Source organism: Pseudomonas fontis (assembly GCF_028656955.1).
Lineage (GTDB): Bacteria > Pseudomonadota > Gammaproteobacteria > Pseudomonadales > Pseudomonadaceae > Aquipseudomonas > Aquipseudomonas fontis.
Window position 1 is genome coordinate 1 of sequence record NZ_JAMDGY010000118.1, and the last position, 12,071, is coordinate 12,071.

General features: G+C 63.5%; 11 protein-coding genes. 8 read left to right on the plus strand and 3 right to left on the minus strand.

Going from position 1 to position 12,071, the window contains the following annotated elements; translation table 11 throughout:
- Positions 1 to 166: 166 nt before the first annotated feature.
- From M5G11_RS26125 to M5G11_RS26145, 5 genes are all read left to right on the plus strand, one after another.
- Positions 167 to 1,264, plus strand: coding sequence for a tetratricopeptide repeat protein (locus M5G11_RS26125; RefSeq protein ID WP_420793864.1), 1,098 nt, complete (start codon positions 167 to 169; stop codon positions 1,262 to 1,264).
- Positions 1,265 to 1,372: 108 nt separating this feature from the next.
- Complete coding sequence (locus M5G11_RS26130) at positions 1,373 to 3,001, plus strand: ATP-binding protein (protein WP_273913429.1); 1,629 nt, start codon at positions 1,373 to 1,375, stop codon at positions 2,999 to 3,001.
- On the plus strand, positions 2,998 to 3,780 hold the full coding sequence (locus tag M5G11_RS26135) for an endonuclease/exonuclease/phosphatase family protein (protein WP_273913430.1): 783 nt from the start codon (positions 2,998 to 3,000) through the stop codon (positions 3,778 to 3,780). Before M5G11_RS26130 ends, M5G11_RS26135 begins: the two co-directional genes overlap by 4 nt.
- Entirely contained in the window at positions 3,777 to 4,988 is a 1,212-nt protein-coding gene (clsB, locus tag M5G11_RS26140; RefSeq protein ID WP_273913431.1) for a cardiolipin synthase ClsB, read from the plus strand. Before M5G11_RS26135 ends, clsB begins: the two co-directional genes overlap by 4 nt.
- On the plus strand, positions 4,985 to 5,941 hold the full coding sequence (locus tag M5G11_RS26145) for a lysylphosphatidylglycerol synthase domain-containing protein (RefSeq protein WP_273913432.1): 957 nt from the start codon (positions 4,985 to 4,987) through the stop codon (positions 5,939 to 5,941). The genes clsB and M5G11_RS26145 overlap by 4 nt, the downstream gene beginning before the upstream one ends.
- Here M5G11_RS26145 and M5G11_RS26150 read toward each other — a convergent pair.
- Together M5G11_RS26150 and M5G11_RS26155 are read right to left on the minus strand one after the other, a co-directional pair.
- The gene (locus tag M5G11_RS26150; protein ID WP_273913433.1) at positions 5,905 to 7,980 is read right to left on the minus strand and encodes a hybrid sensor histidine kinase/response regulator; all 2,076 of its coding nucleotides are present in this window, start codon (positions 7,978 to 7,980) and stop codon (positions 5,905 to 5,907) included. The genes M5G11_RS26145 and M5G11_RS26150 overlap by 37 nt on opposite strands.
- Before the next feature lie 31 nt (positions 7,981 to 8,011).
- Positions 8,012 to 8,473 (minus strand): nucleoside deaminase, encoded by a 462-nt coding sequence (locus M5G11_RS26155; protein ID WP_273913434.1) that lies wholly within the window; start codon positions 8,471 to 8,473, stop codon positions 8,012 to 8,014.
- A gap of 149 nt (positions 8,474 to 8,622) precedes the next feature.
- Between M5G11_RS26155 and M5G11_RS26160 the strand changes: the two genes are divergently transcribed.
- The 3 genes from M5G11_RS26160 to M5G11_RS26170 all read left to right on the plus strand — a co-directional run bounded on the left by M5G11_RS26160 (position 8,623) and on the right by M5G11_RS26170 (position 10,566).
- Entirely contained in the window at positions 8,623 to 9,315 is a 693-nt protein-coding gene (locus tag M5G11_RS26160; protein ID WP_273913435.1) for a type 1 glutamine amidotransferase domain-containing protein, read from the plus strand.
- A gap of 150 nt (positions 9,316 to 9,465) precedes the next feature.
- Positions 9,466 to 10,278, plus strand: coding sequence for a CSS-motif domain-containing protein (locus M5G11_RS26165; RefSeq protein ID WP_273913436.1), 813 nt, complete (start codon positions 9,466 to 9,468; stop codon positions 10,276 to 10,278).
- A 69-nt stretch (positions 10,279 to 10,347) separates the two neighbouring features.
- Complete coding sequence (locus M5G11_RS26170; protein WP_273913437.1) at positions 10,348 to 10,566, plus strand: DUF2970 domain-containing protein; 219 nt, start codon at positions 10,348 to 10,350, stop codon at positions 10,564 to 10,566.
- Between the two features lie 276 nt (positions 10,567 to 10,842).
- Here the strand turns inward: M5G11_RS26170 and M5G11_RS26175 are convergent, their stop codons facing one another.
- Positions 10,843 to 11,925, minus strand: coding sequence for an ABC transporter substrate-binding protein (locus M5G11_RS26175; RefSeq protein WP_273913438.1), 1,083 nt, complete (start codon positions 11,923 to 11,925; stop codon positions 10,843 to 10,845).
- Between the last annotated feature and the right edge of the window lie 146 nt (positions 11,926 to 12,071).

Sequence of the window (12,071 nt, forward strand, 5' to 3'; positions counted from 1 at the left end):
AAAAAATCTGACAGTCCCGGTTATACGCAGTCTTCTACTCACCTCGCAAAGCAAGAGCGAAGCGAGCATCGCGGGACCAGCCCGCTCCCACAGGGGCACTCTGTGGGAGCGGGCTGGTCCCGCGATGAGCCCCACCAACACACCACCAATTGACTGATCCCCCCACCTGCCCCAAGCTGCCCCCTTCGCTGTCCATCCCAGGCCCCGCATGTCCAAGCCGCGCCTCTACACCGCTATCAGCCTATGCCTGCTCATTGTCCTGGGCCTGGGCAGCTACTTCTGGCGTGACGACACCCCCAACCCCGGCCCGGTGCAGGCGCACAGCTACGCCAAGGCCCTGGCCCGTGCCCACAACGGCGAACCGGGCGCCGCGCGCGTGCTCTACCAGCAGTTGGCGCGCGATGACCTCTCGCCCATCCGCCGTGCCAGCCTGTACGCCGAACTGCCCAACTACCCCTCGCCGCAGGCCCTGAAGCTCGCCAGCAACGACCTGCAGCACGACGATCCACTGGTGCGCCGCGCCGCCATCGCCAGCATCAGTGCCCTGGTCCCCGGCCCACAGCGCAGCCTGCTGATCGGCCCGATGCTCGACGATGAAGAACAAAGCGTACGCTTCGCCGCCGTCGATGCCCTGCTCGGCCTCGGCCCGGACGACATCGGCCTGTACTTCGCCCCGCTGCAACAAGCCCTCGACCAGTACCAAGCGGTCCTCGAACAACAAACCGACGACGCCACCGCCCAGGTGCACCTGGCACGCCTGTATGCCCACGAAAAAAACTACGAGCCCGCAGTCACCGCCCTGGAACGCGCGCTCAAGCTGGAACCCGACAACCTCCAGGCGCTGGCAACCAAGGTCCGCCTGCTCGACGACCAGGGCAAGACCGACCCGTCCCGCGAGGTGCTCGCCCGCGCCCTGCAACGCCACCCCGAAGCCGCCTTCCTGCAACACGAGCTGGGCCTGTGGCTGCTGCGCCACAGCCAGCACGAATACGCCCTGCTGGCCCTGGCCCGCGCGCTGGAACTGGAACCGGACAACAACAACTACCGCCTCACCCTGGCCACCACCCTGCATACCCTGGAGCAGGTCGATGTGGCGCAGAAGCAGCTGGAAACCATCCTTGCCCGGCAACCGGCCAATCGCAAGGCCAGGGTCCTGCTGATCGAATACTGGAAAGAGACCGGCCAACTGCAGAATGTGCAGATCCTGCTGGCCCAGCTGGAGCAGCAGAACCCCGACGACCCCTTGGTCCAGCAAGGCCTTTGAGGCCATCCGGGCAACCCGGTTGAACCCTCGTGCACGCCGTGTGGTCCAGTGATAGTGCATTGCAAGCAGGCAGCCGCCTTGCCTGTGCGCCATCAAAGGAGATCGCCTGTGAACGATTCGTTAGCCAATGGCGAACGTGCACTGATATTGGCCCCACCGCCACTTAGCAGCCTGACCCACGCGCTGCTGGACAAGGCCGGGATCAGCGCGCTCGCCACCTCCACCCTGGTGGAGCTGGGCCAGGCGCTGGATCAGGGCGCCGGGTTGGCGATCATTGCCCATGAGTCTCTTGACGGCTTTGCCGAGTCATCGCTGAAACACTACCTGAGCACCCAGCCAGACTGGTCGGACCTGCCGGTAGTGCTGCTGACCGCCACGCCCTGTAGCGATCCCGCCTGTGCAGCGTTGCACGCTGAATTGGGCAACCTGTACCTGTTGCAGTGCCCCTTTCTGCCCCAGGGTTTGCTGACGCTGACCCAGTCGTCGCTACGCGCCCGGCGCCGGCAATACCAGGCACGTTCGCAGGCCATGGAGCAGTTGCACGTGCAGCAAGCGCTTGAAGAGCAACTGCGCCACCTGCGCGAGGACGAACAACGCCTGCGCCACACCGAAAAAATGGAAGCCATCGGCCAGTTGGCCGGCGGCGTCGCCCATGACTTCAACAATATGCTCACCGGCATCGGCGGCAGCCTGGAGCTGATCAACCGACGCCTGGCCCAAGGGCGCCAACAGGACCTGCCCAAGCTGATCGACCTGAGCCTGAGCGCCGTCCACCGCGCCGCCAGCATGACCCATCAACTGCTGGCGTTTTCCAGCCGCCAGTCGCTCAATGCCACCCCGGTGAGCCTGGCCCGCCTGCTCGACAGGGAGCGCCTGAGCGCCTTGCTGAGCCCGCAGATCACCCTGCACATCGAGCTGGAAGACGACCTCTGGCTGGCCCGCGCCGATACCCAGCAATTGCAGGAAACCCTGGACAACCTGCTGGGCAATGCCCGCGATGCGATGCCCAATGGCGGCGAGCTGCGCATTCATGCCGGCAATCGCCACCTGGGCAAGTCGGTCCCCGGCGGCCACCCGCTGGCCAGCGGCGACTACCTGCAACTGAGCCTCAGCGACAACGGTTGCGGCATGCCGCAAAGCAGCGTCGACCGGGCGTTCGATCCGTTCTTCACCACCAAGCCGATTGGCAAGGGCACCGGGCTTGGGCTGTCGATGGTCTACGGGTTCATCCGCCAGTCCCAGGGGCATGTGACGCTGCACAGCAAGATCGGCCAGGGCACCTCGGTGGAGCTGTTCCTGCCGCGCTTCAACAACGACCCGCAGCCCGATGCCCAGTCGCCTGTTGCCGATCAACACCCGGCGAGCAGCCGGGTGTTGATCGTGGAAGACGATGCAACGGTGCGCCTGCTGGTGCGCGAAACCCTTGAGGAGCAGGGCTACGCATGCAAGGAAGTCGCCGATGCGACCCTTGCCCTGCCGCTGCTACGCGCCCCGGAGCGTATCGACCTGCTGATCAGCGATGTCGGCCTGCCAGGCATGAACGGCCGGCAACTGGCGGAAATCGCCCGCACGCTGCGCCCGGGCCTGAAAGTGCTGTTCATCACCGGCTATGCCGAGAACGCCACGGCGCGCATGAGCTTCCTCGACCCCGGCATGCAGATGATCAGCAAGCCCTTCAGCTTCAGCCAGCTGGCGAGCAAGGTGGCACAGATGCTGGCCGAGGACGGTGGCCCGTGAGCCAATTGCAATCGCCGGCGCAGCTGACCGCAGCGCCGGCGGTGCGCGCCATTCGCGTGCTGACGGTCAACACGCACAAGGGTTTCAGCCCGCTGAACCGGCGCTATGTGCTGCCCGAACTGCGCGACGCGGTGCGCAGCCAGGATGCCGACCTGGTGTTCCTCCAGGAAGTGCTCGGCAGCCATCGGCGCCACGCCGAACGCCACCCCGGCTGGGTGGACCAGCCGCAATACGAGTTCCTCGCCGACAGCCTGTGGCCGGTGTTCGCCTATGGCCGCAACGCGGTCTACCCCGATGGCGAACATGGCAATGCGCTGCTGTCGAAATTCCCCATCCTGCGCTTTGTGAACCTCGACGTGAGCCTGCAAGGCAGTGAGGAACGCGGGTTGTTGCACAGCGTGCTGGCAGTGCCCGGCCACGACGAAGTACACGCCGTGTGTGTCCACCTGGGGCTGGGCGAGCAGCAACGCCTCAAGCAATTGCGGCTGCTGTGCCAACTGCTCGACAGCCTCGCCGCCGATGCTCCGGTGATCGTTGCCGGGGACTTCAACGACTGGCGCCAGAACGCCGATGCACTGTTGGCCGGCTGCGGCCTGACCGAGGTGTTCAGCCAGGCCTTCGGCCGCCCGGCACGCAGCTTTCCGGCGCGCTGGCCGCTGCTGCGCCTGGACCGCATCTACCTGCGCAATGCCCAGGCGCGCGAGCCTGTGGTGATGGCCCGCAAACCCTGGTCGCACCTCTCCGACCATCTGCCACTGAGCGTGGAGGTGCTGCTATGAACGCCGACTGGCGCGCAGACAACGACGTGCAACTGCTGATCAACGGCGAGGACTACTACCCCAGCGCCTTTGACGCCATTCGCGCGGCCCGCGAGGAGGTGCTGCTGGAGACCTTCATCGTCTTCGAGGACAAGGTCGGCCTGGAACTGCAGCACGTATTGATCGACGCGGCCCAACGGGGCGTGCGCGTCGAGGTGCTGCTGGACGGCTTCGGCAGTGCCGACCTGAGCGCCGCCTACTTGCAGGCACTGGCTGATGCCGGGGTGCATGTGCAAGCCTTCGACCCCAGCCCCAAGCGCCTGGGCATGCGCACCAACCTGTTTCGCCGGCTGCACCGCAAGATCCTGGTGGTCGATGGCGAGGTCGGGTTTGTCGGCGGCATCAACTATTCGGCCGATCACCTGGGCGACTTCGGTCCCATGGCCAAGCAGGACTATGCCGTGAAGGTACGCGGGCCGATTGTTGCCGACCTGCGCCGCGCCACCCTGGCGCTGCTGGCCATCGACACAAACCTGCGCCAGCGCCCGCGGGCCTGGTGGCGGCGTGCACCGGCGATCAGCCTGGACAGCGAGCAGGCGCAGATGTGCCTGTGCATACGCGACAACCTCGAACACCCCACCGATATCGAGCAGCATTACCTGCGCGCAATTATCAGCGCGCGTCAGCGGGTGGTGATTGCCAATGCGTATTTCTTTCCCGGCTACCGCTTGCTGCGGGCATTGCGCAAGGCCGCGCGGCGCGGCGTGCAGGTCACCCTGATTCTGCAAGGCCGCCCCGATATGCCTTGGGTGCGATTGTGCTCGCGGATGCTCTACAACTACCTGCTGCGCGATGGCGTGCACATCCACGAATACTGCCAGCGCCCCTTGCATGGCAAGGTGGCGCTGGTCGATCAGCACTGGTCCACCGTGGGCTCCAGCAACCTGGACCCGTTGAGCCTGTCGCTGAACCTGGAAGCCAATCTGATCATCCGCGACGAAGCCTTCAACGCGCGCCTGCATGAACACCTGCAAACGCTGGCCAACACCCACTGCAAGCAGGTCAGCCTGCAACGGGTGCTGCGCGGCTACTGGTGGCGCGCGCCGCTGATCTTCCTGACCTTTCACTTCACCCGTTACTTCCCGGCACTGGTGGGTTGGCTGCCGGCGCACAAGCCGCGCCTGGAACCGTTCGAGGATGCACCGGTCGGCCAGGAACACCTGTCATGAGCACGCTGCACCCCGGATGGAAGCGCGCGCGACAGGTGTTGACCCTGGCGTTCTTCATCCTGGTGCCGACGTTGCTGTTCCTGCTGCTGCGCAACCAGGACTGGAACGAAGTGCTCCAGGCGTTGCGCGCCTATCCTGCGCAGGTACTGATGCTGGGCGTGGCCATCGTGGCCTGCAGCTTTACCTTGTTCAGTTGCTTCGATCTGTTGGGCAAGCGCTATACCGGGCACCCCTTGCCCACTCGCCAGGTCCTGCCGCTGGCCTTCGTCTGCTATGCGTTCAACCTCAACCTCAGCGCCTGGGTGGGTGGAGTGGCGCTGCGTTATCGACTGTATTCGCGGCTTGGCCTGGATGTGCCGACGATCAGCCGGATCCTCGGCCTGGGCCTGGTGACCAACTGGCTCGGCTACCTGTTGCTGGCCGGCACGCTGTTTGTCTTTGGCCTGCCGCCACTGCCAGCCGGGCTGGAGATCGGCCAGACCGGGCTGCGCCTGATCGGTGCAGTACTGCTGGCAGTGGCCGCGAGCTACCTGTTGGTCTGCGCCGTGGCCACGCGGCGTGAATGGCAGGTGCGTGGGCAACAGATTCGCTTGCCTTCGTGGCGACTGGCGCTGCTGCAGGCGCTGATGGGCGCCAGCAACTGGGCCCTGATGGCGGCGGTGGTGTATCTGCTGCTGCCGGAGAAGCTGGGCTATCCAGCCATCCTGGCGATCCTGATGATCAGCAGCATCGCCGGGGTGATCACGCATATCCCGGCCGGGCTTGGAGTACTGGAGACGGTGTTCATCACCTTGCTGGCGGGACAGTACGCCCAAGGCACCGTACTGGCTGCCTTGATCGGTTACCGGGCGCTGTACTTCCTGCTACCGCTGCTGATCGCTTGTGGGGTCTACCTGGGGCTGGAGCGCCTGGCCGCTCACGCGTCGCGGCCGGCGGGCGAAAGCTCCAGTTGAAACATCTGCGTCACCTTGTCTATCAGGGTTTCCAGGGCAAACGGCTTGGTCAGCAGCCCGACCCCTTCCTCCAACGGCTCACCATCGGTGATCGCCGCCTCGGTGTAGCCGGTAATGAACAGTGTGCGCAGTTGCGGGAAGCGCGCGCGGGCCGCACTGGCAACCTGACGACCACTGAAACCGCCCGGCAGGCCGATATCAGTGATCAGCAGGTCAATTGCCCCCAACGAATCGAGTAGCGCCAGGCCGCTCTGGGCGTCGCCTGCGGCGTTGACCTCATAACCCTCTTCTTCCAGGGCTTCACGGATCAACATGCGCAACGTGGGCTCGTCATCAATCAACAGCACCCGCTCACCCTTGCCCAGGCCCTGTGCCTTGGGCAGCGGTTGCTCAATCACCTGCGGCGGCAAGCTGCCCTGATAGCGCGGCAACATCACGGTGATCCGGGTACCTTGGCCCGGTGCGGACTGGATCGACGCCCGACCGCCCGATTGCTGGGCAAAACCATACACCATCGACAGCCCGAGCCCGGTGCCCTGCCCCATCGGTTTGGTGGTAAAGAACGGATCGAACGCGCGAGCGAGAACTTCCTCGCTCATGCCGCTGCCGTTGTCTTCGACCTGCACAAAGCAGTAATCGCCTTCCATCAGGCCATCAGCACCGTGCATGCCCGCCGAAAGCCGCTCGTTACCGGTGCTCAGCTTCAGGCGCCCGTTGCGGCCCATGGCGTCACGGGCATTCAGGCACAGGTTGATCACCGCGTTCTCGAGCTGGCTAGTGTCGACCAGTACAGGCCAGGGCTCGGGGTCGCATTGCAATTGCAGGTCGATATCCGGGCCGAGCATCTGCTGCACCAGCGGCTCCAGCCCGGACACCAGGGCATTGAGGTCCCGCGGCCGGGGGTCCAGTGGTTGCCGGCGGGCGAAGGCCAGCAGGCGATGAGTCAGGGTCGCCGCCCGGCGTGCACCATCCTTGGCGGCCAGGATGTATTTGTCGATGTGCTCCAGCCTGCCCTGGGCGACACGGCGCTCAAGCATTTCCAGGCTGCCGCTGATGCCACTGAGCAGGTTGTTGAAGTCGTGCGCCAAGCCACCGCTGAGCTGCCCCACCGCTTCCATCTTCTGGGCGTGGCGCAGCATCTCCTCGGCCTTTTCCATGGCGTCCTGGCTTTCCCGCTCCTGGGTAATATCGCGGCCGACAGCGGTAAACGCGCCATCGCCTAATGAAACGGTCCAGCTGAACCGCCGATAGTGGCCGTCACAGTGGCGCAGCCGGGTCTGGCCACAGAACAGCGACTCACCGGCCCTCAGGCGTGCAACAGAATCCTGGACGTTGCCCACGTCATCGGGGTGGACGATGTCGATCAACGTAGCTCCCAGCGTGTCTTCGCTCCAGCCGAGAATATGCCCCAGGGTCGGGTTGAAGGCACGCACCTGCAAGTCTTCGATGCCGACCATCAGGATGGCGTCGCTGGACATCTCCCAGAAGCGGTTTCGGTCAGCCGTGCCTGCGTGCACCTGGTGCTCGAAGGTCAGCGCCAACTCACGCCACTGCTTTTCGGACTCGACGCTGGCGGTGGTTTCGAACACGGTGTCGAGAAAGCCCGCCACCCGGCCGGTTTCATCACGAATCGGGCTGTAGCAGAAGGTGAAATAGGCTGGCTCATCGACCCCGCTACGGTTGGTGACCAGATGCAGGTTCTCGATGAACACTGCTTCGCCGCTCATCGCGCGGAAGGCGTAGCCCCCGACCTCATGCCACACCTCGCGCCAGATGTCGTCAAAACTGCGCCCCAGCGGCGCAGGCTTGATCCCCAGGATGGGCACGAATGCGTCGTTGTAGATTGACACCATCTCCGGCCCCCACACCAGGCAACCGGGAAACTTCGAGGCCAACAGCATGTCCACGGCGATCCGCAGCGAAGTCGGCCACAAGTGCATCGGCCCTAGCGCGGTACTGGCCCAATCGTGATTGCGCACGGCCTCGCTCATGCCCCCGCCTTCGAGCGGCGCACCACCGAACTGTATGACCTGCATCATCGACTGTATTCCTTCACGGGGTGCCCTGGGTTCAGAGTTCCTGGCCGATGTCTTCGTTCCAGAGTTCCGGCTTCTCTGCGATGAACCGGCGCATCAGGTCACGGCAGGCCGAGTCATGGCGCACCTCCACGCTGACGCCACGCGACTTGAGCAGCTCTTCTTCACCAAGGAAGGTCTGGTTCTCCCCCACGATCACCCGCTTGATCCCGTACAACAGGATGGCCCCACTGCACATCGCACACGGCGACAGCGTGGTATAGAGGGTGGCCTGGGCGTAGACGCTGGCCTTCTGGCGCCCGGCATTCTCGAACGCGTCCATTTCACCATGCAGAATCGGGCTGCCCTGCTGTACCCGGCGGTTGTGGCCACGACCGATGATCTGCCCGTTGTGGACGATCACCGAGCCGATAGGAATACCGCCCTCGTCGTAACCTTTCTGCGCTTCTGCGAACGCGGCCTGCATGAACTGCTCGGTATCGGAAGATCCACTCATGTGCACTGCCACTCCAGTCGCCAGGGTTGCCTAGCTGGAAAGCTAGCACAACGCCATGGCCCGTGGCGGGGTTTCAGCGGCCGACTATGCTCAATACGTTTGGAATTTCCCCTGCCTTTAGTGACGGACCCGACACAAGGAGCGCTGTGATGAGCAAGAACGTTCTGGTGGTGCTGACCAATACCGCCAAGTATCCGGACCTCAAGCGCGCTACAGGCCTGTGGCTGGGCGAAGCGGTCCATTTCGTCGAAAAGATCGAAAAAGCCGGCTACAAGGTCGACTACGTCAGCCCGGCTGGGGGATATGTGCCGATTGACCCGCACAGCCTGAGCATGGCCCAGGACATCGACTGGGCCTGGTACAACAACAAGGCCTTCATGAACCGCCTGGGCACCACGCTCAGGCCCGAGCAGGTCAAGGCCAGCGACTACAAGGCAATTTATTACACCGGCGGGCATGGCGTGATCTGGGATTTCCCCGGCAGCAGCGGCCTGCAAACCCTGGCCCGGCAGATCTTCGAGGCCGGTGGCGTGGTCAGTTCGGTCTGCCATGGCGCGGTGGGCCTGCTCAATATCAAGCTCAGCGACAATTCGCTGCTGCTCAAGGGCCGTGAAGTTACCGGTTTCTCCAATATCGAGGAGCAGCTGGCCGAACTGGACAAGGTTGTGCCCTACCTCACCGAGAACGAATTGGTCGCCCGCGGTGGCATCTACCGCAAGGCCGATGACCCCTGGAAGGAATTTGCCATCGTGGACCAGTTGGAGGGGCGCCTGATCACCGGGCAAAACCCTGCCTCAGGTGGCAAGGTTGCCGAATTGGTGCTCAAGACCCTGGGTAGTTGAAACGCTGCAGCGACTGTCGACGCTGCGACCGATAGCACAGCCTCAGTCTCTGTTTCCGACAGGAACACCCTACGTCACTCACTTATGCTGGGCGGCAACAGTCCGGGCCCCCACGGGTACCGGGCTTCGCCCCGTCGACATAGGTGAATCATGCCCCCTCATAAACTGCGTGCAGGTCGCGTCTTGCTTGAATTGCTGGTCACCCTGCTGATCGGCCTGACCCCGGTCGGCTGCGGCTTGCTGATTGTGGTCTGGCAGGTGGACAAGCAACTGGAGGAAGCAGCCGAGGTGGCGCTGCGCGAGACGCTGCACAACGCCGATGGCATCCTCGATGAAATGCATGCTGCCAGTGCCAACGTCATCAACCTGACCGACTTCCCCTGTGAAAAGGCCCTGCCCAGGTTGCGCACCGAGGTGGTGCTGCACCCGGACCTGCGCTCTTTGGTCCTGGTCCGGGAAAACCGTGCGTACTGCAGCACACTGCATGGTGAGTCGCAAATAATCGTCGACCCAGGCAACTACTTCAATCAGCGCCTGCGCCTTGAGCCCGGCAACTCGGTCACGCCAGACTCGGCAGTGCTCTACTACCGCCTTCAGGAATACCCGGTCGGGGTGCTGGCCTTGTCCGATGGCAAACACCTGCAGGCCATCCTCGACCGCATCATGGCCAAGGTGACACTGGTCATGCAGTTCGGTGATACCTACCTGTGGCGCGATGGCATCGTTGCTGCGGACGACTTGCCGAACCATCAGGAACAGCACGTTTTGGCGGTCTCCAGCAAATATGGCTACACCGTGCACGCCGGCTACCCGGACGGCCACACGGTGAAAGAGACGATCGCCAATGTGAAGCAGGTGCTGCCCTCGGTGCTGCTGGTGGGCATGATGACCTCGGCGGCGGCGTACTGGGCGATGTTCCGCAATGGCCGGCGGCCGAGCCTGGCGCCTTCGCGCATGGGCTAGGCGATCATGCCGGCCCAACTGGACAGCGGGGTCTACACTCAAGGGCGAGCCCTACCTCAGGAGCCCCTCATGGACGACCCCATTCAAGGCAAGCCACCGACGTTCTGGCAGATGCTGCAAAGTGTTCTCGCTGCGGCGTTTGGCGTACAGACCGGCAAGAACCGTGCTCGCGACTTCAATCATGGCAAGGCCAGCCATTTCATCGCATTGGGCACCCTGTTCACCCTGCTGTTCATCCTTGCATTGGTGGGCCTGGTGCAGCTGGCCATGCACCTCACCGCCCCCTGAAACGCAAACCGCCCGCAGATATCCATTCTGCGGGCGGTACTCATTTTACCCATCGCGTGATGTCACTGATGGCTGACCCAGTACACGGCCGTCACGACCACCAGGATGATCAGACAGAGTATCGCCCAGGCATCGACACTACTGTCACTCTTACCCGCTTTGGTTGGATTACCCATTGCATCGCCTCTTGTAGTGGTTATGGGAATGCATGTCACCCGTAGCAGTTAAGTTCAGCAAAGCCCTTTGCTCAAGCAGGGTCTTTACGCAGTTCGTCGGTTAATACTGCACCGGGCCGATCAGGAAGGGATAACGGTAATCCGCGCCCTTGCCCTCGGCACTGTACTGTTTGAAGTTCACCCCGTAGTTGGCCTGCTGCTCAAGCTTGAGCCAGCGCCGGGCCTTTTGCTCATCGATCAGTTGCAGCACCGGCACCTGGTGGTCGTGCTGGCCATCGCGGTTGATCGGCAGGCCCAGCGCATCGTCATGCAGCAGCACCATGGCCCAGCCACCCAGCGAGAAATGACCGCCAACCAGCACGCTCAGGCGCCCGTCGACCCGCGCCTGCAAGGCCGCTGGCGAGCTGTTCACCGCACTGAAAAAGACATCCTTGCCGGGTTGGTGCCCATGTTCGGTGAATGCCTGCATGGCGCCGAAGGCCATTTCGTCGTTGGCCGACCACACCAGTTGGGTGTTCGGGTAGCGCTCAAGCAACAACTGGGTCTGCTCATACGCCCGCTGCTTGCCCCAACCGCCATACACCACCTGACGCAACGCCACCTCGGGGTGCTCGGCCAGGGCCCGGCGCATGCCCTGCTCGCGCTGTTGCGAGACCGGGGTGTTCTTCAGTCCGGAAAACGCCAGCAACTCGACGCCCTGCTCGCGCGCCTTGGCCGGCAACTGCGCGATCAGGGCGGTCAAGGTCTGGTAGCCGGCGTCTTCGTCATTGCCGGTAAGGGTGCCCAGCAGCGGCGGGTAGCGCTCGGGATGGCTGCTGATCATCTGCGTCTGGTCCTCGGTCAGGCCGTTGTTGACCAGGAACAGCTTGACCCCGCTGCCGCGTGACAGCCGGATGATCTCCGGGGCGATGTACTGTTCATTGACCAGCACCAGGTAGTCCGGGCGTTGCGGGCCTTCAAACACTTCACGCGCCTGGCGCAGCGCCAGCGTCGGCTCGCGTTCGCTGTATTTCACCGTCAGCGGCATGCCCAGCGCACGCGCGGCGCTCTGCATGAACTGCGTATAGCTGACCCAGAACGTCTCGTCGGAATAGCCCGGGTTGAGGAACACCACCGATGCAGCCTGGGCCTGCGCCATCCATGGCAGCGTCAGGCAAAGGGTGCGGCACAAGGCCTTGAGCATGCGGGTTCGCTCCAGCGGTTAAAACGCCCGATTATAACCGGCTCACGCCCGCAAACAGCTAAACGCAAGCCAGTCTCACTTAGTCCAAACAGTTCTTTTCATATGCAAAAACATCACTTTTGCGCATAAACGCAAACTGCTATCGT